This window comes from Sphingomonas metalli (assembly GCF_014641735.1).
Classification (GTDB): Bacteria; Pseudomonadota; Alphaproteobacteria; order Sphingomonadales; family Sphingomonadaceae; genus Sphingomonas; species Sphingomonas metalli.
Genome location: NZ_BMIH01000003.1, coordinates 64,767 through 85,452 on the forward strand (window position 1 = coordinate 64,767; position 20,686 = coordinate 85,452).

At 70.0% G+C, this 20,686-nt stretch carries 20 protein-coding genes; 16 read left to right on the forward strand and 4 right to left on the reverse strand.

What is annotated here, in order from left to right; translation table 11 throughout:
• Positions 1-85: 85 nt before the first annotated feature.
• Complete coding sequence (locus IEX18_RS10590) at positions 86-1,924, forward strand: sensor histidine kinase (protein ID WP_229664521.1); 1,839 nt, start codon at positions 86-88, stop codon at positions 1,922-1,924.
• Here the strand turns inward: IEX18_RS10590 and IEX18_RS10595 are convergent.
• Complete coding sequence (locus IEX18_RS10595; protein ID WP_229664522.1) at positions 1,921-2,940, reverse strand: adenosine deaminase; 1,020 nt, start codon at positions 2,938-2,940, stop codon at positions 1,921-1,923. The genes IEX18_RS10590 and IEX18_RS10595 overlap by 4 nt on opposite strands.
• A 195-nt stretch (positions 2,941-3,135) precedes the next feature.
• Here IEX18_RS10595 and IEX18_RS10600 point away from each other — a divergent pair, with 195 nt between their 5' ends.
• Complete coding sequence (locus IEX18_RS10600; RefSeq protein WP_229664523.1) at positions 3,136-3,999, forward strand: alpha/beta fold hydrolase; 864 nt, start codon at positions 3,136-3,138, stop codon at positions 3,997-3,999.
• 39 nt (positions 4,000-4,038) lie between these two features.
• Here IEX18_RS10600 and IEX18_RS10605 read toward each other — a convergent pair whose 3' ends face one another.
• Positions 4,039-4,674 carry a hypothetical protein gene (locus tag IEX18_RS10605; RefSeq protein WP_188658743.1) on the reverse strand — a complete coding sequence of 212 codons (636 nt, stop codon included), beginning with the start codon at positions 4,672-4,674 and terminating at the stop codon, positions 4,039-4,041.
• Positions 4,675-4,778: 104 nt separating this feature from the next.
• Between IEX18_RS10605 and IEX18_RS10610 the strand changes: the two genes are divergently transcribed.
• Both IEX18_RS10610 and IEX18_RS10615 read left to right on the forward strand, forming a co-directional pair.
• Entirely contained in the window at positions 4,779-5,441 is a 663-nt protein-coding gene (locus IEX18_RS10610) for a response regulator transcription factor (RefSeq protein WP_188658745.1), read from the forward strand.
• Positions 5,438-6,766, forward strand: coding sequence for an ATP-binding protein (locus tag IEX18_RS10615; protein ID WP_308419340.1), 1,329 nt, complete (start codon positions 5,438-5,440; stop codon positions 6,764-6,766). The genes IEX18_RS10610 and IEX18_RS10615 overlap by 4 nt, the downstream gene beginning before the upstream one ends.
• Here IEX18_RS10615 and IEX18_RS10620 read toward each other — a convergent pair.
• Positions 6,763-7,818: a 4-oxalomesaconate tautomerase gene (locus IEX18_RS10620; protein WP_188658747.1), complete on the reverse strand. Its 1,056-nt coding sequence runs from the start codon at positions 7,816-7,818 to the stop codon at positions 6,763-6,765. The two genes, IEX18_RS10615 and IEX18_RS10620, sit on opposite strands and share 4 nt — an antisense overlap.
• Positions 7,811-8,485, reverse strand: a complete 675-nt coding sequence (locus IEX18_RS10625) for a 4-carboxy-4-hydroxy-2-oxoadipate aldolase/oxaloacetate decarboxylase (protein ID WP_188658749.1) — start codon at positions 8,483-8,485, stop codon at positions 7,811-7,813. Before IEX18_RS10625 ends, IEX18_RS10620 begins: the two co-directional genes overlap by 8 nt.
• Before the next feature lie 101 nt (positions 8,486-8,586).
• Here IEX18_RS10625 and IEX18_RS10630 point away from each other — a divergent pair, with 101 nt between their 5' ends.
• The 12 genes from IEX18_RS10630 to IEX18_RS10685 all read left to right on the forward strand — a co-directional run bounded on the left by IEX18_RS10630 (position 8,587) and on the right by IEX18_RS10685 (position 20,682).
• A complete protein-coding gene (locus IEX18_RS10630; protein ID WP_188659393.1) occupies positions 8,587-9,771 on the forward strand; it encodes a LysR family transcriptional regulator in 1,185 nt (394 codons plus the stop codon).
• A 66-nt stretch (positions 9,772-9,837) separates the two neighbouring features.
• Entirely contained in the window at positions 9,838-10,683 is an 846-nt protein-coding gene (locus IEX18_RS10635) for a DUF1932 domain-containing protein (protein WP_188658750.1), read from the forward strand.
• On the forward strand, positions 10,680-11,705 hold the full coding sequence (locus IEX18_RS10640; RefSeq protein WP_188658752.1) for an amidohydrolase family protein: 1,026 nt from the start codon (positions 10,680-10,682) through the stop codon (positions 11,703-11,705). Before IEX18_RS10635 ends, IEX18_RS10640 begins: the two co-directional genes overlap by 4 nt.
• A gap of 154 nt (positions 11,706-11,859) precedes the next feature.
• Positions 11,860-12,750 carry an amidohydrolase family protein gene (locus IEX18_RS10645; protein WP_188658754.1) on the forward strand — a complete coding sequence of 297 codons (891 nt, stop codon included), beginning with the start codon at positions 11,860-11,862 and terminating at the stop codon, positions 12,748-12,750.
• The gene (gene ligA, locus IEX18_RS10650; RefSeq protein WP_188658756.1) at positions 12,747-13,229 is read left to right on the forward strand and encodes a protocatechuate 4,5-dioxygenase subunit alpha; all 483 of its coding nucleotides are present in this window, start codon (positions 12,747-12,749) and stop codon (positions 13,227-13,229) included. The genes IEX18_RS10645 and ligA overlap by 4 nt, the downstream gene beginning before the upstream one ends.
• Entirely contained in the window at positions 13,229-14,071 is an 843-nt protein-coding gene (locus IEX18_RS10655) for a class III extradiol dioxygenase subunit beta (RefSeq protein WP_188658757.1), read from the forward strand. Before ligA ends, IEX18_RS10655 begins: the two co-directional genes overlap by 1 nt.
• Before the next feature lie 80 nt (positions 14,072-14,151).
• Entirely contained in the window at positions 14,152-15,093 is a 942-nt protein-coding gene (locus IEX18_RS10660; protein WP_188658759.1) for a Gfo/Idh/MocA family oxidoreductase, read from the forward strand.
• On the forward strand, positions 15,090-16,253 hold the full coding sequence (gene pobA, locus IEX18_RS10665) for a 4-hydroxybenzoate 3-monooxygenase (protein ID WP_188658761.1): 1,164 nt from the start codon (positions 15,090-15,092) through the stop codon (positions 16,251-16,253). The genes IEX18_RS10660 and pobA overlap by 4 nt, the downstream gene beginning before the upstream one ends.
• On the forward strand, positions 16,250-17,266 hold the full coding sequence (locus IEX18_RS10670) for an aldo/keto reductase (protein WP_188658762.1): 1,017 nt from the start codon (positions 16,250-16,252) through the stop codon (positions 17,264-17,266). Before pobA ends, IEX18_RS10670 begins: the two co-directional genes overlap by 4 nt.
• Before the next feature lie 71 nt (positions 17,267-17,337).
• Positions 17,338-18,657 (forward strand): MFS transporter, encoded by a 1,320-nt coding sequence (locus tag IEX18_RS10675; RefSeq protein WP_188658764.1) that lies wholly within the window; start codon positions 17,338-17,340, stop codon positions 18,655-18,657.
• A 51-nt stretch (positions 18,658-18,708) separates the two neighbouring features.
• Entirely contained in the window at positions 18,709-19,167 is a 459-nt protein-coding gene (locus tag IEX18_RS10680) for a MarR family winged helix-turn-helix transcriptional regulator (protein ID WP_229664524.1), read from the forward strand.
• An 87-nt stretch (positions 19,168-19,254) separates the two neighbouring features.
• Positions 19,255-20,682, forward strand: a complete 1,428-nt coding sequence (locus IEX18_RS10685) for an aldehyde dehydrogenase (RefSeq protein WP_188658765.1) — start codon at positions 19,255-19,257, stop codon at positions 20,680-20,682.
• Positions 20,683-20,686: the final 4 nt, after the last annotated feature.

A 20,686-nucleotide genomic window follows, 5' to 3' on the forward strand; every position in this document is an offset into this window, starting at 1 on the left:
ATAGGTCGGCACCAATGATGCGGGCGCGGGTTCTAGGCTCACGAATTTTCGCTATGCACGTCGGCGTGTAGGGGGAAGGCCAAGCGTGCGTTTCGATGACAGCCTCAGGACGGTCCTGTCGGCCGACCAGGGCTCCGGTTTCGGAGCCCAGTCGGCATGGCGGCAGATCGTCGACCTGCTGGGGCGGGGACGCATCGCCGACGAGGGCGCGGAACGCGAGGCGATGGCGCGGCTGACGGCGCTGCGCGGGCGCGTACCCCAGCCGGTGCGCGCGGCCAGTGCGCGTGCGCTAGCCTTCGCAAAGCCACCCGCCGCACTCGTCGGCTTCTTCGCGGAAGACGAGCTTGCCGTCGCGGCTCCCGTGTTGCGCACCGCGCAGCTCGACGAGGCGGACTGGCTGGCGCTGCTCGGCACGCTGACTCCGGCGGGCCGCGCCGTGCTGCGGCAGCGTCGCGATCTGCCCGCGGCGGTGGTGCGCGGGCTGGAGAGCTTCGGCGTTTCGGATTTCGCGCTCGGCAGCCCGGTAGCGGGTGCTCAAGCGGCTGCGGCGACGGTCGAGATCATCGCGACGATCGAGACGGTAGAGGCCGACGAGGTCATCGCTCCGGACGAGCCGGCCGGAGGGGATGCGCCGGTACCGCTCGCGCCGGACGCGCCGCTTTCGCCCACCCCGTTCGTGTCGCTGGCCGATATCACCCGTGGGCTGCCGGTGGTGGCGGAGGCCATGCGTCAGGTCGAGGACGAGCCGGCCGAGATCGAAGCTGCAAGCGCCGGGTCGCTGCCGGACGACGTATCGCCAATTGCGGGGGACGCGGCCCGGTTCGAGATCGCTGATATCGTCGCCCGGATCGACGCGTTCCAGCGGGATCGGGACTCGGCGCCTGTGCCCGAGCCGGCCGGACCCAGCACCAGCTTCCGCTTCGAGACCGATGCTACCGGCACCATCCGCTGGGTGGAAGGGGTCGGCCGCGCCGCACTGGTCGGCGTATCGATCGCGCGGGCCGGCGGGCATGGCCTGATCCGCATCGACGCGGGCGCGGCGGCGGCCTTCCGTCGCCGGGCGCCGTTCAGCGATCTGCGCCTCGAAGTGGCCGGCCTGTCGGAGGTCGCGGGATCGTGGCGGATCGCGGGCACGCCGCTCTTCGATCGCGAGAGCGGCCGCTTCACCGGGTTCCACGGTGCCGGCCGGCGCCCGATGCGCCACGAGACCGCGGTCCCCTCGGCCGACCGCCGCGTCACGTCGGAAGGGCTTCGCCAGCTCGTCCACGAGCTGCGTACGCCCGCCAATGCCGTCGCAGGCTTCGCCGAACTGATCGAGACCGAGCTGCTCGGTCCCGTCGCCGACGTCTATCGCCGCCGTGCCCGGACCATCCGCTCGCAGGCGTCGGGCCTGTTGTCGGCGATCGACGACCTCGACACGGCGGCGCGGATCGAGGGGCGCGCGCTCGACCTGCGGCCGGGTGCCGTGCGGCTGGGCGAATTGGTGGCTCGGCTGGCGACCGACCTGGGCCCGCTCACCCGGCAGCGCGGCGCCACCCTGGCCCTGTCGGGCGAAGAGGCGGTCGTCTCAGTCGACGATCGCGCCGCGGAGCGACTGATGGCGCGGCTGCTGTCGACGCTCGTCTCGGCGGCGAGCGCGGGCGAGCGGATCGGGATCAGCGTGCACCCCGCCGGGGATCACGCCGTCGTGTCCTTCGACCGCCCGCGGCGGCTGGCCGACCTTGCCGGCGACGGGCTGTTCAGCCTCGACGACATGGCCGAACCCGAGGAGGGCGGGCCGCTGCTCGGCGCCGGCTTCACCTTGCGGCTCGTGCGCAACATCGCGGTCGAGCTGGGCGGGTCGCTGGCGATCGAGCCCGACCGGCTCGTGCTGCGCCTGCCCGTCCCCCGCGAGCGCGATACCGGGCAGGCGTCCGGCGCCTAGGTCGCTGCCACGTCTGCCGCGACGAAGCGGTCGAGGCGCGCGAGATGATCGGCCAGGGCGGCATCGTCGAGAAAGGCGCCCAGAAAGCTGTTGCGCGCGAGCGTGACGACGGCATCGCGCGACAGGCGTCGCGCCTCTGCCACCGCGCGATAGTTTTCCGCGATATAGCCGCCGAAATAGGCCGGGTCGTCCGAATGGACCGTCGCGCGCAGGCCGAGATCGAGCATCCGGTCGATCGGATGGTCCTCGATCCGGTCGACATTGCGGAGCGCGACGTTGGATAGGGGGCAGACGGTCAGGGTCATCGCCGTGCGGGCGAGACGCGCGACGAGCGCCGGGTCTTCGAGCGCGCGATTGCCGTGATCGATCCGGTCGACCGCCAGCAGATCGAGCGCTTCCCGGATATAGGCGGGCGGCCCTTCCTCGCCGGCATGGCAGCAGAGTTTCAGTCCCCGCTCGCGACTGGCGGCGAAGACGCGTGCGAACTTGGCAGGGGGATTGCCGCGTTCCGACGAATCGAGGCCGACGCCGACGATCCGGTCGAGCCATGGCTCTGCGGCCCGCAGCGTAGCGAAGGCATCCTCCTCGTCGAGGTGGCGCAGGTAGCTGAGGATCAATTCCACCGTCATGCCGTGGCGGCTGCGCGCGCCCTCGATCGCGGCGAACAGCCCGTCGAGCACGACCCCCATCGGGATGCCGCGATGGGTGTGGGTCTGCGGGTCGAAAAAGATTTCGGCGTGCACGACCCCGTCGGCGGCGGCACGATCGAAATAGGCGGCTGCCAGATCGTGGAAATCTTCCTCGGTCTGCAGCACGGCCGCGCCGGCGTAATAGATGTCGAGGAAGCTCTGCAGGTCGGTGAAGCGATAGGCCGCGCGAATGTCGTCGACGGAGGCGAACGGGATCGCGATCCGGTTGCGCCTCGACAGGGCGAACATCAGCTCCGGCTCCAGCGATCCTTCGATATGGAGGTGCAATTCGGCCTTGGGCAGGCGTGAATAGAAGTCCGGGGTCACGCAGTGTCTCCTGTCCGCCATCAGGTCGTCGATGACAGGCCGACGGCTTCATAGCGGGTTCAGACCGGAATGGACACAGAACGACAGTCGAGGAAAGACGGGCCAAAAAGAACCTGTTATGCCGCCATTCGACAGGGAGGGGCAGAAGCTTTGGCGGAAAAGGCCGGAATATTGTCGAGAGTGGAACGTGTGAAGGTGGGCGAATTGGACATCGCCTATACGCTGGCGGGTCCGGATAGTGGCGAGACCGTGCTGTTGCTGCATGGCTGGCCGGACGACGCATCGACCTGGGACGCGGTTGCCGCCGCGTTGAATGCGGGGGGCTGGCGTACCCTGACCCCGGCGCTGCGGGGCTTCGGAGAGACCCGCTTCACCGATGGCGGCGCGCCCCGCACCGCCAACAGCGCGATGCTGGCGATGGACGCGATCGGCCTGGTCGACGCGCTCGGGATCGACCGCTTTGCCGTGGTCGGCCATGACTGGGGCGCCAATATCGCCGAGGCGCTGGCGGTCGGCTGGCCGGAGCGGGTGACGCGGCTGGCCATGCTGTCGTCGCCGCCGCGCCTCGGCGGGCTGCCGACGCCGAGTTTCGAACATGCGCAGCGCGAATGGTACCACTGGTTCATGGCGACCGAGCGGGGGGCGCAGGCGGTGGGTGAGGACAGGCGCGGCTTTGCGCACCTGCACTGGACCAACTGGTCCCCGCCCGGCTGGTTCGAGGACGCGACGTTCGAGCGGGTCGCCGAAGCCTGGGACAATCCGGACTGGCTGGCGGTGACGCTGCACAGCTATCGCTCGCGCTGGAACGTCGCCGCGCCCGACGCCCGCAGCGTGTGGCTGGAGACCGAGGTGCGGACGACCCGGACGCTGTCGCTGCCGGCCATGTACGTCCAGGGTGCGGAGGATGGCGTCAATCCGCCGGAAACCACCCGCGGCGTGCCCGAGAAGTTCAGCGGACCTTTCGAATATGTGACGCTGCCGGGAGTCGGGCATTTCCCGCAGCGCGAGGCGCCCGATGCGCTGCTCGCCCGACTGATCCCGTTCCTCGAAGCCGCCTGAGGGCTGGAAGGGGGGCGGCACCGGCCGCCCCCCGCGATCTTAGCGCTGCTGCGCCGGTGCGGCCGGCGGGGGCGGAGGAACCGCGCCCGGTGCAGCGGCTGCGGGTGGCGGCGGCGCTCCGGCGCCCGGGGGCGGGGGAGGCGCCCCGGCGCCCGGCGGCGGCGGCGGTGCGCCGGCTCCCGGCGGATGCGGGGGCGGCGCGCCAGCACCCGGGGGCGGCGGCGGTGCCCCTGCGCCCGGCGGGGGCGGCGGGGGCGCTCCGGGACCATGGGGCGGCGGCGGGGGGGCGACCTCGCGCACCGTGCCGCTGCCGTCGACCAGGAAGCGGGCCCGCAGCTGCCCGTCGTCGAAGCGGCCCTGGACCAGCACCGGCTGGCCGCGGGTGAAGCTGGACGCATCGGTGCGCGGGGCGGCGACCAGCGTGCGGCCGGTGGCATCCTGCACCACGAACCGGTCTCCATAGCTTTCGGCCACGCGGCCGCGAACGGTCACGATGCCGCTGCTGCCGGCCAGCTTGGCGACTGGAGTCGCGATCGTCGGGGCCATCTCGATGCTCGGCCGGGTCAGCGACACGGCGCCGGCACCGCCGGCCGCGCCGATGCCGAGCAGCGCGGCAGCGGCGATGGCGACGCGCTGGCGCCGGCCGATCCGATCGGTGAGGGGAATATTCATCATCGTCTCCTTTCAACAGGGTGACGATGCAATAGTCGGGGCAGGGACCATCCCCGCTGAACCGGATCGTTCAGTTTCGGTTTAAGCGGGCGACCTAGGGGGCGACGATGCGGATCCTGCTGGTGGAAGACGATCGCGACCTGGGCCCTGCCATCGCGCGGGCGCTGCGCGACGAGCATTTCGCGGTCGACCTGGCCGACAATGGCATCGATGGCGGCCATCTCGGGGAGACCGAGGCGTTCGATGCCGCAGTGCTCGATCTCGGACTGCCCGGAAAGGATGGCGTGTCGGTGCTGCGCGCATGGCGGGCGGCGGACCGGCGGCTGCCGGTTTTGGTCCTGACCGCGCGGGACGGCTGGTCGGACAAGGTCAGCGCGTTCAAGGCGGGTGCCGACGATTTCCTGATGAAGCCGTTCCGCGTCGAGGAGCTGGTGATGCGGCTGCGCGCGATGGTACGCCGCGCGGCCGGCCATGCCCAGCCGCGTCTGACCTGCGGGCCGCTCGCCTTCGATACCCAGACCGGCCAGTTCGAGCTGGAAGGCCTGCCGCTGAAGCTGACCGCGTTCGAATGGCGCGTCTTGTCTCAGCTGATGCTGCGCAAGAATGCGGTGATCGAACGGCTCGATCTGCTCGAGCGCGTCTATGAGGGGGATGCCGATGTCGACTCGAACAGCCTGGAAGTGATCGTCGGACGATTGCGCCGCAAGATCGGCGCGACCCTGATCGAAACGGTGCGCGGGCGCGGCTATCGGCTGGCGGAGCCGCGGTGATCCGACGCTGGTTCGCCTCGCTCTACGGGCGGATGCTGGCGCTGTCGGCGGCGGCGACCCTGATCGCGCTGGGCCTTGCGGGATGGACGATGTCGGGCGTGCTCGAACGGTTTGTGATCGAGGGGCTCGACCGGCGGCTCGACTCGCAGATCGCGATCCTGTCCGGCAGCGTCGACGCGGCCGGCCATGTCGACCGGCGGTGGCTGGCCGAGCGGCAGGGTGCCCTGGCCGAGGGGCCGGGGTGGCGCTGGCGGATCGCCGGCCCGGACGGCACGATCGGTTCTGCGGACTTCCCGGTCCTGGCGGACGGACCGCCCGGGCCGCCCGGGCCCGACCAGGGCCGCCCGCGGCCCCGCGACGGCGCGGCGGAAAACGGCGTCGCCGTGCATGCGCGCGAGCTGGTGTTGCAGACCGGCGGCGGTACCGTGCGGCTGACGGCCGCCGCGCCGCGCGACGTGATCGCCCGGCCGATCCGGGGAGCGGTCGCACCCCTGCTGGCGGCGCTGGCCGCGCTGGCGCTGGTGCTGGTCACTGCGTCCTGGGCGCAGCTGCGGCTGGGACTCGCGCCGCTGCGGCGGTTGCGGGACGAGGTCGCGGCGATCCGCGCCGGGCAGCGGTCGCGGGTCGACGAGGATGTTCCGAGCGAATTGCGCGGACTGGCGGAGGAGCTCAACGCGCTGACCGAAGCCAATGCGGCGGCGCTGGCCGGCGCGCGCCAGTCCGCGGCGAACCTGGCGCATGCGCTGAAGACCCCCGTCGCGGCGCTCGCCATCGCGCTGCGCCGCGATCCGGATCTGGCCGCGCAGGTCGCGCGGATCGACGCGACGATCCGGCATCATCTCGCCCGGGCGCGGGTGCAGGCGGCCGATCAGCGCGCGTCGACCGCGCTGGCGCCGGCGGTCGACGATCTCGTCGCGACCGTGGCCCGGCTCCATGGCGGCCGCGGCATCGCGATCGCGACCCGCATCGAGCCGGGTATCGCCGTCGCGGTAGACGCGCACGACCTCGACGAGATGATCGGCAACCTGCTCGACAATGCCGCCAAATTCGCGCGGCAGCGGGTGGCGGTGACGGCGGAGCGGGACGCGGGTGACGCGCGAACGGTGCGGATCGTCGTCTGCGACGACGGACCCGGCATCCCGGCCGAGAGGCGCACGGTCGCGCTCGAACCCGGGCAACGTCTCGACGAGCGGGTCGAGGGGCATGGCTTCGGCCTCTCGATCGTCCGCGAGCTCGCGGAGCTCTATGGCGGCACGCTGTCGCTCGGCACCGGCGACATGGGCGGGCTCCTCGCCGAATTGCAGCTGCCCGCGCGCCCGGCCTAGGCGAAGATCACACCGTCCATCAGCTTGCGCGCGGTGCGCAGCAGCGCTGCCGATGCGACCTGCCCGGCGTCGTCGACGGTAAGGACGCAGCTCATCTCGCCGGTTGGGTGCTCGATCGACAGGGTGCGTGTCGCTCCATCGGGCACGGTCGCGACCGAGGCGGCCGGCGATCCCTCCAGCAGGCATGCGGTCGCGACGCTGACTGCGCCGAGCACGCCGATCGAGGCATGGGCGCGGCGCGGGATGAAGCTGCGGACGGTCACCGCCCCGCCGTTACGGGGCGGGGCGACCAGCATCATCTTCGGCACCGATTTATCGGCGACATCGCCGAGGTTCATCAGCGGTCCGGCTTTCAGCCGGATCGCTTCGATCTTCGCCTTCACCGCCTCGGCGGCATCGAGCGTCTCGCGATCCTCATAGCCGGTCGCGCCGACATCCTCGGCGCGCAGGACGATGCAGGGCATCCCGTTGTCGATCAGGGTGCAGGCGACGCCGTCGATCGTGTCGACGACATGGCCGGTCGGCAGCAGCGCGCCGCAGGAGGAGCCGGCGGTGTCGCGGAACTCGAGCGGGACCGGCGCGGCGGTTCCGGGTACGCCGTCGATCCGGGCGTCGCCCGCATAGGTGACGCGGCCGCCGGGCGTCGCGACGGTGGCGACCGCAACCTGGCCGGTATTCTCCATGAAGATGGCGACGCGCGTCTCGCCGTCCTGCGCCGCCACCAGCCCACGCTCGATCGCGAAGGGACCGATGCCGGCGAGGATGTTGCCGCAATTCTGCGCGTCGGTGACGATCGCCTGGTCGACGAAGACCTGGAGGAAGAGATAGTCGACATCGATCCCGGCCCGCTCGGAGCGGGCGACCACCGCCACCTTGCTGGTCAGGGGATCGGCCCCGCCCATCCCGTCGATCTGCCGCGGATCGGGCGAGCCCATCGCGCGGAGCAGGAACGCATCGCGCTCCGCGGGATCGGAGGGCAGGTCGTCGCGGAGGAAGTAGCCCCCCTTCGACGTTCCGCCGCGCATCCACATCACGCGGAGGCCCTCACTCATAGCGCAGCCCCATCGCCGCGAGCTTGCCGCGCATGTCGTAGATGTCGAGCCCGAGCTCGCCGGCGGCGAGCCGTTCGCGCTTGGCGATCTCGTTGGCCTCGCGCTGGCGGCCGGCTTCGAGCACGCGTTCCGCGTCTGCGCGGCGGACGACGCAGACGCCGTCATCGTCGGCGACGATCACGTCGCCGGCCTGCACCGCCGCGCCTGCGCAGACGATGGGCACGTTGACGCTGCCGAGCGTCGCCTTGATCGTGCCCTGCGCGAAGACGGCGCGCGACCAGACGGGGAAGTTCATCTCCGTCAGGTCGCGCACGTCGCGCACCCCGGCGTCGATCACCAGTCCGCGGCAGCCGCGCGCCTGCGCCGAGGTCGCCAGAAGGTCGCCGAAATAGCCGTCCTCGCAGGGAGAGGTCGGGGCCAGGACGAGGATGTCGCCGGCCTGCAATTGCTCGATCGCGACATGGACCATCCAGTTGTCGCCGGGCGGCGCGGAGATGGTGACGGCGCTGCCGGCAACGCGCGCGCCCGGATAGATCGGCCGCAGGCGGCTGCCGAGCAGGCCGATCCGACCCTGCGCCTCGTGCACGGTCGCGACCCCGAGCGCGGCGAGGCCGTCGATCACGGCACTGTCCGCCCGTGCGACGCTGGTGACCACCCGACCGGCCATGTCCTTCTCCTTCATAAGACGCGAAACCGTTCGCGCGCCGATCGGGCGCTGCCCAATCCGAATCTGGCGCCAGGCATAGGATAATGCGATAGATGATCGCGATGGATCCGTTTGCCCTCAACCTTCGCCACCTGCGCGCGCTGCCGCTGATCGTGCGTCACGCCAGCATGAGCCGCGCGGCGGAGGCGGCGGGGCTGTCGCAGCCGGCACTGACCCAGGGGCTGGCGAAGCTGGAGGCGCAACTGGGCGCGCCGCTCTTCGTCCGAGGGTCGGGCGGGATGGTTCCGACCGGGGAGGGCACGGGCTTTGCCGCGCGCATCGGCGTGGCGCTCGCGCATCTCTCCGCCTTCGGCCGCGGTGCGGCACGGGGCGGGCGCGGCTTTGCGCGACCTGACCGGCTGATGACCTCCACCCAGTTGCGGGCGTTCCTGGCGCTCGCGGATGCGGGGAGCTTTGCCGAGGCGGCGCGGGCGACGGACGGCTCGCAACCCGCGATCCACCGGGCGGTGCGCGATCTGGAGCAGATCGGCGGCGTGGCGCTGGCCGAGCGGCGGGGGCGCGGCATCGTGCTGACCGCGGCGGGGCGGCAGCTGGCGCGCAGCGCGCGGCTGGCCGGGGCGGAGATCGCGGCGGCGATGGCCGATATCCGGCCGGATGCAGGCGAGCGCGGGCGGCTGACGATCGGGGCGATGCCGCTGTGCCGGGCCAGGTTGCTGCCGGCGGCGATGGCCGCGCTGATGCGCTCCGCGCCCGGCGCAACCTTCGACGTGGTGGAGGGGTCGTGGCGCGAACTGGTCGAGCCGCTGCGCGACGGGCAGATCGACCTGATGATCGGCGCTTTGCGCGAGGCGGCGTCGCTGCCCGATCTGGATCAGGAGCCGCTGTTCACCGACCGGCTGGCCGTGGTCGCGCGGGCGGGGCATCCGGCGGCGGGGGAGGCAGCGACGCTGGGGGCGCTGGCCGGCTATCCCTGGATCATCGGGCGGGAGGGGACGCCGCTCCGCACGCATTGGGAAACGCTGTTCGCGGGTGGATTGCCGCAGGCACCGGTGGAGTGCGGATCGGTGATGACGGTCCGCGGGCTGTTGCTCGACAGCGATTGTCTGACGCTGCTGTCGCCCGATCAGGTCGCGATGGAGGTGGATGCGGGGCTGCTCACGGTCATCCCGATCGCCGGCGCCGCCCTGGAACGGGCGATCGGCATCACCACCCGCCGGGGCTGGCGACCGACCCACTTGCAGGCGCGCCTGATCGCGGCGCTGCGGGACACCGTCCGAACTTCGTAAAAACCTATCGCGTCACGGCCATTCCGATTGGCAGAGGGTGAGGGCGGCCCGCGATAGTGGCGGGCAATGACGGAGAGGTTGGCCCTGATCGGTTTCGGCGAGGCGGCGCAGGCTTTTGCGCCCGGCCTTGCCGCGTCGCTCGCCGCCTTCGACCGCAAGACTGATCTGGACGGAATGCGCGCGGCCAAGCTGGCAGAATTTGTGCGGTTCGGGGTGGAGGGATGTGAAACGTCCGCTGCGGCCCTGACGGGAGCCGGTGCCGCCCTGTCGCTCGTGACGGCCGATCAGGCGCTTGCCGCGGCCGAGGCGGCGCCGGTCGAGGCGGACTGCTTATGGTTCGACATGAACAGCGTCGCGCCGGAGACGAAGCGGGCGGCAGCCATCGCCATCGAGGGCAGGGGCGGGCGCTATGTGGATGTGGCGGTGATGGCGCCGGTGCATCCGAAGCGTACTTCCGTGCCGCTGCTGCTCGCCGGTCCCTATGCCGAGGCAGGTGCGGCGTTGCTGCGCGGACTCGGCTTCTCGAACGTGTCTGTCGCCGGGGACGGTGTCGGCACCGCATCGGCGATCAAGATGATCCGCTCTGTCATGATCAAGGGAATCGAGGCGCTGTCGGCCGAATGCGTGCTGGCGGCGGAGGCTGCGGGCGTGCGCGCGGCGGTGATCGCCTCGCTCGATGCGAGCTGGCCGGGCGCCGATTGGGCCGCGCGCTTCGACTATAATCTGGATCGCATGATCGTCCACGGCGCCCGCCGCGCGGCGGAGATGGACGAGGTGGTCCGCGCGCTCGACGCGCTCGGCACCGGCAGCGCGATGAGCCGCGCCACCGCCGCCCGCCAGCGCGCGATCGGCGGGCGGGGGATCGCGGTGCCGGATGGACTGGACGCCAAGCTGGAGGCGCTGCGCGCATGACGCTAATCATCGACTGTCACGGCCACTACACCACCGCGCCGGCCGCGCATAACGACTGGCGGGAGGCGCAGAAGGCCGCCTTCAAGGCCGGCCAGCCCGCGCCCGCCTATCCCGCCATCTCCGACGACGATATCCGCGAGACGCTGGAGGCGAACCAGCTGCGGCTGCTGCGCGAGCGTGGTGCGGACATGACGATCTTCTCGCCCCGCGCCTCCGCGATGGCGCCGCATGTCGGGGACGAGGGCGTGGCGATCGCCTGGGCGCAGGCGAACAACGACCTGATCGCGCGCTGCGTCGCGCTCTATCCCGAGACGTTCGTCGGCGTGTGCATGTTGCCGCAGAGCCCGAAGGCGGACATGGCCGGATCGCTCGCCGAGCTGCGCCGCTGCGTCGAGGAGCTGGGCTTTGTCGGGTGCAACCTCAATCCCGATCCGGGCGGCGGGAAGTTCGAGCATCCGCCGCTGACCGATCGCTACTGGTATCCCTTTTACGAGGCGATGGTCGAGCTGGACGTGCCGGCGATGATCCATGTGTCGGGCAGCTGCAATCCGGCGATGCACGCGACCGGCGCCTATTATATCGCCGCCGACACGATCGCCTTCATGCAGCTGATCGAGGGCGACCTGTTCAGGGATTTCCCGAGCCTGCGCTTCATCATCCCGCATGGCGGCGGCGCGGTGCCCTATCATTGGGGGCGGTATCGCGGGCTGGCGGACATGCTGAAGAAGCCGGCGCTGGACGGGCATGTGATGAACAACGTGTTCTTCGACACCTGCGTCTATCACCAGCCGGGCGTGAACCTGCTGGCGGAGGTGATCGAGACCAAGAACATCCTGTTCGGCAGCGAGATGGTCGGCGCGGTTCGGGGGATCGATCCGACGACGGGCCAGTATTTCGACGACACGAAACGCTATGTCGATGCGCTGCCGATCAGCGAAGAGCAGCGGCACGCGATCTACGAGGGTAACGCGCGGCGCGTGTTTCCGCGGCTGGATGCGAAGCTTAAGGCGCGGGGGCTGTGAGGGTGCTGTCGCAGATCCTCCCCGCTCGCGGGGAGGGGGACCACGCCCGCAGGGCGTGGTGGAGGGGGATCGCCACAAGCGTGTCGCTTGCCGAAGTTCCCCTCCACCACCGCTTCGCGGCGGTCCCCCTCCCCAGCAAGCTGGGGAGGATCTGATGGACGCGAACTGGCTGCCGTTCCACCCGAACCCGACCAAGCCGCGCTTCGTCCCGCCCGCGGGGGCGGTCGATGCGCATTGCCATGTATTCGGTCCGGGCGACGTCTTCCCCTACGCCCCGGAGCGGAAATACACGCCTTGCGATGCGGGGCGGGACAAGCTCTACGCGCTGCGGGACTTCCTCGGCTTCGACCGCAACGTCGTGGTGCAGGCGACCTGCCATGGCACCGACAATCGCGCGATGGTCGATGCGCTGGTCCATGCGGGCGGCAGAGCGCGGGGCGTCGCGACGGTCGGCAGCGGCATCACCCGTGACGAGCTCGCCGCGATGCATGAGGCAGGCGTCCGCGGCGTGCGCTTCAACTATGTGAAGCGGCTCGTCGATCCCAAGCCCGACGCCTATTATCGTGGCATCATCGAAAAGATCGCCGAGTTCGGCTGGCATATCGTCGTCTACTTCGAGGCGGCGGATCTGGCGGAGAAGTGGGACTTCTTCACCAGCCTGCCGACGACCGTCGTGGTCGATCATATGGGCCGGCCCGATGTCACCAAGTCGCCGGACGGGCCGGAGTTCGCCCAGTTCCTGCGCTTCATGGAGCGCGACAATATCTGGTCGAAGGTGACCTGCCCCGAGCGGCTGTCGAAGTCCGGGCCACCGACCTACGACGATTTCGTCCCCTTCGCGAAGACGGTGGTCGAGCGGTTTCCGGAGCGGGTGCTGTGGGGCACCGACTGGCCGCATCCCAATCTCAACATGGTCGGCCACATGCCCGATGACGGCTGGCTGGTCGACATGATCCCGCGCATCGCGCCCACCGCCGAGCTGCAGCACCGACTGCTCGTCGACAATCCGATGCGCCTCTACTGGCCCGAGGAGACGCCCGCATGACCGCGCCCCGCGACATCCACGCCTATCTGGCGGAGTTCGACGATATCCCCGGCACCCGCGTCTACACCGCCAGGCGGGCGCGGGCAGGCTATCACCTCAACCAGTTCGCGATGAGCCTGATGAAGCCGGAGAACCGCGCGCGGTTCAAGGCGGACGAGGCGGCCTATCTGTCCGAATGGAAGCTGACCCCGGCGCAGCGCGAGGGGGTGCTGAAGCGCGACTATAACGCGCTGCTCGACGAAGGCGGCAATATCTACTTCCTCGCCAAGCTGTTCTCCACCGACGGGCAGAGCTTCATCCAGGCGGTCGGCACGATGACCGGGATGAGCACCGAAGATTATCAGGCGATGATGATCGCCGGCGGCCGCAGCCCCGAGGGCGTCCGCTCGCTGCGCGACCAGGCGGCGCTGGCCGCGGTGGCCGATGCCGCGGCCGAGATCACCAATTCACCCGTGTCCGATTCAGAAGGGAGCCGCTGATGGCCCGCATCACCGCCGGTATCGCCTCGAGCCACATTCCCGCGGTCGGCGCCGCGCTCGACAACGGCAAGACGGGGGATGCCTATTGGCAGCCGGTCTTCGCCGGCTACGAATGGGTGAAGGCGTTCGAGCGCGACGAGAAGCCCGACGTCGTGATCCTGGTCTTCAACGATCATGCCTCCGCCTTCGACATGAAGTTCATCCCGACCTTCGCGATCGGCTGCGGCGAGGAATATGCGCCGGCCGACGAGGGCTGGGGACCGCGCCCGGTGCCGAAGGTGGAGGGCCATCCCGATCTCGCCTGGCATATCGCGCAGAGCCTGATCCTCGACGAGTTCGACATGACCATCATCAACGAGATGGACGTCGACCACGGGCTGACCGTGCCGCTGTCGGTGATGTTCGGCCAGCCCGAGGCGTGGCCGGTCAAGGTCATCCCGCTGGCGGTCAACGTCGTCACCTATCCGCCGCCCTCCGGCAATCGCTGCTGGGCGCTGGGCGAGGCGATCGCGCGCGCGGTCGCCAGCTATGGCGAGGACCTCAACGTGCAGATCTGGGGTACGGGCGGGATGAGCCACCAGCTTCAGGGGCCGCGCGCCGGGCTGATCAACAAGCCCTGGGACACGGCGTTCCTCGACAAGCTGACCGCCGATCCCGACGCGCTGCGCCACATGCCGCATATCGAGTATCTGCGCGAGGCGGGCAGCGAGGGGATCGAGCTGGTCATGTGGCTGATCATGCGCGGCGCGCTGGGCGCGAAGGCGGAGGAGCTGCACCGCTTCTACCATGTGCCCGCCAGCAATACCGCGGTCGGGCATATCGTGCTGCGGCCGGGCGACTAGCCGTCACCCCAGCGCAGGCTGGGGTCTCACGCGGCACAAGACCCCAGCGTTCGCTGGGGTGACGATCGGAGTTTGAAGTCATGAAAATCGCTCTCGCGGGGGCCGGCGCGTTCGGGGAGAAGCACCTCGACGGCCTGAAGAACATCGACGGCGTCGAGGTCGTCAGCCTGGTCGGCCGGCGGCTGGACGCGACGCAGGCGATCGCGGACAAATATGGCATCGGCCATGCCTGCACCGATCTGGCCGAGGCGCTGCAGCAGGACGTCGATGCCGTCATCCTCTGCACCCCCACCCAGATGCACGCCGCGCAGGCGATCCAGTGCATGGAGGCGGGCAAGCATGTGCAGGTCGAGATCCCGCTGGCGGACAGCTGGGCCGACAGCGAGGCGGTGCTGAGGAAGCAGCAGGAGACCGGCCTGGTCTGCATGGTCGGGCATACCCGGCGCTTCAATCCCAGCCACCAGTATCTCCACGACAAGTTCACGGCCGGCGAGGCGAGCGTCCAGCAGATGGACGTGCAGACCTATTTCTTTCGCCGCAAGAACATGAACGCCAAGGGCGAGCCGCGGTCCTGGACCGACCATCTGCTGTGGCATCACGCCGCGCATACGGTCGACCTGTTCGCCTATCAGGCCGGGCCGGTCGTGCAGGCGAACGCGCTCGAGGGGCCGATCCATCCCGAACTCGGCATCGCGATGGACATGTCCATCCAGCTGAAGGCGGAGAGCGGCGCGATCTGCACCCTGTCGCTCAGCTTCAACAATGACGGGCCGCTCGGCACCTTCTTCCGCTACATTTGCGACACTGGTACCTGGATCGCGCGCTACGACGATCTGGTGACGGGCCGGGAGGAGCCGGTGGACCTGAGCGGGGTCGCGGTGTCGAGCAACGGCATCGAATTGCAGGACCGCGAATTCATCGCGGCGATCCGCGAGGGGCGCGAGCCCAACAGCTCGGTCGCGCAGGTGCTGCCCTGCTATCGCGTGCTCGGCCAGCTCGAAGAGCAGCTCGCCGGGCGATGAAGACCCGGGTCGCGATCATCGGTTCGGGGCCGGCGGGGTTGCTGCTCGGCCATCTGCTGCGCGCGGAGGGAATCGACTGCGTCGTGCTCGAACGCCAGACGCGCGACTATGTCGAAAGCCGCATCCGCGCCGGCGTGCTGGAGACGGTGACGACCGACCTGCTGCACCGGCTCGGCATCGACCAGCGGCTGAATGCCGAAGGCATGGTGGAGGACGGCTTCAATCTCGCCTCCGACGACCAGGTCGTGCGGATCGACATCAAGGCGCTGACCGGTCGGCACGTCACCGTTTACGGTCAGACCGAGGTCACGCGTGACCTGATCGAGGCGGCTCCCGCTCGCGGGCTCGACATCGTCTTCGAAGCGAAGGACGTCGAGATCCACGGGATCGACGGCGATGCGCCGTTCGTCACCTACACGAAGGATGGCGAGAGCCTCCGGGTGGACGCGCAGTTCATCGCGGGATGCGACGGCTTCCACGGTCCCTCACGCAAGGCGATCGGCGACGGGGCGGAATTCGAGCGTGCCTATCCGTTCGGCTGGCTCGGCATCCTTGCCGATGTGCCGCCCTGCCATCCGGAGCTGATCTACGCCAACACCGTCGACGGCTTCGCGCTCGCCTCGATGCGCTCGCCGACGCGCAGCCGCTATTACATCCAGGTGCCGCTGACCGAGGACATCCGGAATTGGCCCGAGGAACGGCTGTGGGACGAACTCGACCGCCGTTTCGCGCCGCTGGCCGACCGGCCGGTGGTGCGCGGCCCGGCGCTGGAAATGTCGATCGCGCCGCTGCGCTCCTACGTCTTCGAGACGATGCGGCGGGGCCGGCTGTTCCTGGCTGGGGACGCCGCGCATATCGTGCCGCCGACCGGGGCGAAGGGGCTGAACCTCGCCGCATCCGACGTCGCCTATCTCGCCGATGCCCTCATCGCGCAGGTGAAGCGGGATGACGAGGCGGCGCTGCTCGGCTATCAGGCGCGGGCGCTGGCCCGGATCTGGAAGGCGGAACGGTTCAGCTGGACCCTGACCAAGCTGATGCATCGCTTTCCGGACGACGGCCCGTTCGAGCACCGCATGCAGGTCGCCGAACTCGACTATGTCGCCGGTTCGCGGGCGATGCAGACCGCGATCGCGGAGAATTATGTGGGCCTGCCGCTATGACCCAGCTGCCGCAGCGCCGGATCGGCGCGTTCGCGGTGTCCGCGATCGGCCTTGGCTGCATGAACCTCAGCCATGCCTATGGCGTGCCGCCGTCCGAGGCGGAGGGCATCCGGCTGCTCAACCACGCGCTCGATTCGGGCGTGACGCTGCTCGACACGGCGGCACTTTATGGCGGCGGGCGGAACGAGGCGCTGCTCGGCAAGGCGGTGATGCACCGGCGGCAGGAGTTCGTGCTGGCGAGCAAATGCGTGCTCGATATGCGCGACGGCGAGCGAGTGCTCGACGGCCGGCCCGAGGCGATCGCGGCGACGCTCGACGCGGCGCTGACCCGGCTGGGAACCGACCATATCGATCTCTACTATCTGCACCGGCTCGACCGTCAGGTGCCGATCGAGGATTCGGTCGGCGCGCTCGTCCGCGCCAAGGAGGCGGGCAAGATCCGGGCGCTCGGCCTGTCGGAGATGTCGGCGGCGACGATCGCGCGGGCGCACGCCGTCCACCCGATCGCCGCCGTGCAGAACGAATATTCGCCCATCGTCCGCAACCCGGAGGCAGGCGTGCTCGATGCCTGCCGCGCGCGGGGGATCGCGCTCGTCGCCTATTCGCCGGTCGCCCGCGGCCTGCTGGCGGGCGGGGTTGCCGCCGACGCCTATGCGCCGGGCGACATCAGGCTGACCATGCCGCGCTTTCGCGATCCATTGCTCGCGCACAATCTTCGCGCGGTCGCCGCCTTCGCCGATCTGGCTGCCGAACTGGGCCTGACCACGGCCCAGCTGTCGCTCGCCTGGGTGCTCTCGCGCGGGGACGATATCGTGCCGATCCCCGGGACGACCAGCATCGCGCATCTCGACGAGAACCTCGCTGCGGCGCAGACGACTCTCGACGGCGAAACGCAGGCGAGGATCGATGCGATCTTCGCACCCGGCGCGATCCGCGGCCCGCGCTACGCCGCCGCCGCGCAGGCGCAGATCGATACGGAGGCATTGCCGGGCGAGGAGATGGCAGAGGCTTGATCCGCTCCCGGTAGAATGATCTAAGACATAACAAAGATGCGGCCGCGACGGTCGCGGGGGAGAGGATGAGGATGGACGGCATCGGCGTGGCCCCGCGCGATCCGCGCGCGATGATCGATCAGGCCCCGATGTCGCGGTTCCAATGGGGCATCGTCGCGGTGATGGTCGGGCTCAATGCGCTCGACGGCTTCGACGTCCTGTCGATCAGCTTCGCCTCGCCCGGCATCGCCGCCGACTGGGGCATCGACCGGGCGGCGCTCGGCATCGTCCTGTCGATGGAGCTGGTCGGGATGGCGCTCGGCTCGCTCGTGCTCGGCGGGATCGCCGACCGGATCGGCCGGCGTGCGACCATCCTCGGCTGCCTGTGCGTCATGGCGGCGGGCATGATGGGCGCGGCGAGCGCGGCGGGGATCGCCAGCCTCTGCGTTTGGCGGGTGCTGACCGGACTGGGGATCGGCGGCATGCTCGCCGCGACCAATGCTGCGGTGGCGGAGGCGGCGAACGAGCGCCAGCGTTCGCTCTGCGTCGTCCTGATGGCGGGGGGATATCCGGTTGGCAGCGTCGTCGGCGGCTCGATCTCCGCGCAACTGCTCACGCACTACGACTGGCGCGCGGTCTTCGTGTTCGGTGCGCTCGTGACCCTGGCCTTCATCCCGCTGGTGCTGTGGCGCGCGCCCGAGTCGATTGCCTTCCTGATGCACCGTCGCCCCGCCGGCGCGCTGGAGCGGGTGAACGCGGTGCTGGCGCGCATGGGCCACCCGACGGTCGCGGCGCTGCCCGAGCCCGAGCCGCGCCGCCGTCAGGCCCCGGTCGTCGCGCTGTTCTCGCCGGACCTGCGGCCGCTGACCATATTGCTGACGCTCGCCTATCTCGCGCACATCATGACGTTCTACTTCATCCTGAAGTGGATACCGAAGATCGTCGTCGACATGGGGTTCGCGCCCTCGGCTGCGGCGGGCGTGCTGGTCTGGGCCAGTGTCGGCGGTGCCGCGGGGTCGCTGCTGCTGGGGCTGCTGACCGCCCGGGTGCGGTTGCTGGCGCTGACGGTCGGGGCGATGCTGCTGTCGACCCTGCTGGTCGCCTGGTTCGGACAGAAATGGACCGATCTCGGCACGCTCTCGCTGGTCGCCGGGATCGCCGGCTTCTGCACCAATGCCGGCGTCGTCGGCCTCTACGCCCTCATCGCGCGCGCCTTCCCCACCGGGGTTCGAGCCACCGCGACCGGATTCGTGATCGGCGTCGGCCGCGGTGGGTCGGCGGCGGCGCCGGCGCTGGCGGGTGCGCTGTTCGCCGCCGGCTATGCGCTGCCCGGCGTCGCCGCGACCATGGCGGCGGGATCGCTGGTGGCGGCGATCGCGCTCGTCGCGCTGCGCAAGCGGATCGCCGCTTGAGGGACGGGCGCAAGGCGCATACCGGTCGCGATCGGACGAGTGGGGCAGAACATGATGGCGGCAGGCGATAACGACGATGCGATCCGGCTGGGGCCGCTGGAGGATCTGGTCGGCTACCATATGCGTCGCGCGTCCGCGGTGGTCGGCGCGGATTTCGCCCGGGCGGTCAGCGGCACGGGGATGCGGCAGGTACTGGTCGGCATCCTGTCGATCATCGCCGCCAATCCGGGCATCAACCAGGGCATGGTCGGCCGCGCCCTCAACATCCAGCGGGCCAATATGGTCAGCCTGGTCAACGAACTGGTCGACGCCGGGCTGGTGACGCGCGAAGTGTCGGCGGAGGATCGCCGGGCCTTCACCTTCACGCTGACCGATCGCGGGCGGACGACGCTCGACGACGCCCTGGTGCGAATCCGCGACCATGAGGAGCGGCTGCTGGGGAGCATGTCGGCGCAGGAGCGGGCGACGTTGCTCGATCTGCTCAGCCGGATCGAGGCGCGCGGCGACTAGACCGTCATCCCACGCAAATTGCTGCGAGACGGACTTGCCTGCTCTTCGACCTTAGGTTATGTCTCATAACAATAAGAGGAGAGGCGCATGACTGCTGTGCTGGAGGCCGAGAATGCGGCCATGTTCGACCGAATCAACCCCGTGACCGGAGAGGTCGCGACCAGGGTGCGCGCCGCGACGGTGGCGGACGCGGATGCGGCGGTGGCGACGGCGGCAGCGGCCTTTCCAATCTGGTCGGCCATGGGACCGAACGCCCGCCGCGCGCTGCTGACCAAGGCGGCGGCGGCGCTGGAGGCGAAGGCTGACCAGTTCGTCGACGCGATGATGGGCGAGATCGGTGCGACCGAGGGCTGGGCGCGGTTCAACCTGATGCTGGCTGCCTCCATGGTGCGCGAGGCGGCGGCGCTGACCACGCAGATCTCCGGCGAGGTCATCCCCTCCGACAAGCCCGGCTGCATTGCCATGGCGCTGCGCGAGCCGGTCGGCGTGCTGCTCGGCATCGCGCCGTGGAATGCGCCGATCATCCTCGGCGTGCGCGCGGTGGCGGTGCCGCTCGCCTGCGGCAATACGGTGGTGCTGAAGGCGAGCGAGCAGTGCCCGCGCACGCATAGCCTGATCGCCGAGGCCTTTGCCGAGGCCGGGCTGCCCGAGGGGGCGGTGTCGATCGTCACCAACGCGCCGCAGGATGCCGGCGCGATCGTGGGTGCGCTGATCGACCACCCCGAAGTCAAGCGGATCAACTTCACCGGCTCGACCCATGTCGGCCGGATCATCGCCCAGCGCGCCGCGGGGCATCTGAAGCCCGTGCTGCTGGAACTGGGCGGCAAGGCGCCGCTGATCGTGCTGGAGGATGCCGATCTGGACGAGGCGGTCAAGGCCGCGGCGTTCGGCGCCTTCATGAACCAGGGCCAGATCTGCATGTCGACCGAGCGGATCATCGTGGTCGATGCGATCGCCGACGCGTTCGTGGAGAAGTTCCGGGCGAAGGTCGCGACGCTGAAGGTCGGCGATCCGCGGCAGGGCAATACCCCGCTGGGCGCGGTGGTGGACGCCAAGACGGTGTCGCACGTCCGGTCGCTCGTCGAGGATGCGGTGGCGCAGGGCGCAGTGGCGGTGAACAGCGGCGAGGCGGACGGCGTGCTGATGCCCGCCCATGTCGTCGACAAGGTCACGCCCGCGATGAAGCTGTTCCGCGACGAAAGCTTCGGGCCGGTCGTCGGCATCACCCGCGCCCGCGACGAGGCGGAGGCGATCGCGCTGGCGAACGATACCGAATATGGCCTGTCGGCGGCGGTCTTCACCCGCGACACCGCGCGCGGGCTGCGCGTCGCGCGCCAGATCAAGTCGGGCATCTGCCACGTCAACGGGCCGACCGTCCATGACGAGGCGCAGATGCCGTTCGGGGGTATGAAGGCATCGGGCTATGGCCGCTTCGGTGGTCGCGCCGGAATCGACGCCTTTACCGAGCTGCGCTGGATCACGATCGAGACCCAGCCCGGCCATTTCCCGATCTGATCCG

What these genes read in the sequence shown, in the direction of transcription:
- IEX18_RS10605 (WP_188658743.1), bottom strand. Translation starts at nt 4,674, where the DNA reads ATGATGAATATTCCCCTCACCGATCGGATCGGCCGGCGCCAGCGCGTC.
- IEX18_RS10610 (WP_188658745.1), top strand. Translation starts at nt 4,779, where the DNA reads ATGCGGATCCTGCTGGTGGAAGACGATCGCGACCTGGGCCCTGCCATC.
- IEX18_RS10620 (WP_188658747.1), bottom strand. Translation starts at nt 7,818, where the DNA reads ATGAGTGAGGGCCTCCGCGTGATGTGGATGCGCGGCGGAACGTCGAAG.
- IEX18_RS10625 (WP_188658749.1), bottom strand. Translation starts at nt 8,485, where the DNA reads ATGGCCGGTCGGGTGGTCACCAGCGTCGCACGGGCGGACAGTGCCGTG.
- IEX18_RS10630 (WP_188659393.1), top strand. Translation starts at nt 8,587, where the DNA reads ATGGATCCGTTTGCCCTCAACCTTCGCCACCTGCGCGCGCTGCCGCTG.
- IEX18_RS10635 (WP_188658750.1), top strand. Translation starts at nt 9,838, where the DNA reads ATGACGGAGAGGTTGGCCCTGATCGGTTTCGGCGAGGCGGCGCAGGCT.
- IEX18_RS10640 (WP_188658752.1), top strand. Translation starts at nt 10,680, where the DNA reads ATGACGCTAATCATCGACTGTCACGGCCACTACACCACCGCGCCGGCC.
- IEX18_RS10645 (WP_188658754.1), top strand. Translation starts at nt 11,860, where the DNA reads ATGGACGCGAACTGGCTGCCGTTCCACCCGAACCCGACCAAGCCGCGC.
- ligA (WP_188658756.1), top strand. Translation starts at nt 12,747, where the DNA reads ATGACCGCGCCCCGCGACATCCACGCCTATCTGGCGGAGTTCGACGAT.
- IEX18_RS10655 (WP_188658757.1), top strand. Translation starts at nt 13,229, where the DNA reads ATGGCCCGCATCACCGCCGGTATCGCCTCGAGCCACATTCCCGCGGTC.
- IEX18_RS10660 (WP_188658759.1), top strand. Translation starts at nt 14,152, where the DNA reads ATGAAAATCGCTCTCGCGGGGGCCGGCGCGTTCGGGGAGAAGCACCTC.
- pobA (WP_188658761.1), top strand. Translation starts at nt 15,090, where the DNA reads ATGAAGACCCGGGTCGCGATCATCGGTTCGGGGCCGGCGGGGTTGCTG.
- IEX18_RS10670 (WP_188658762.1), top strand. Translation starts at nt 16,250, where the DNA reads ATGACCCAGCTGCCGCAGCGCCGGATCGGCGCGTTCGCGGTGTCCGCG.
- IEX18_RS10675 (WP_188658764.1), top strand. Translation starts at nt 17,338, where the DNA reads ATGGACGGCATCGGCGTGGCCCCGCGCGATCCGCGCGCGATGATCGAT.
- IEX18_RS10680 (WP_229664524.1), top strand. Translation starts at nt 18,709, where the DNA reads ATGATGGCGGCAGGCGATAACGACGATGCGATCCGGCTGGGGCCGCTG.
- IEX18_RS10685 (WP_188658765.1), top strand. Translation starts at nt 19,255, where the DNA reads ATGACTGCTGTGCTGGAGGCCGAGAATGCGGCCATGTTCGACCGAATC.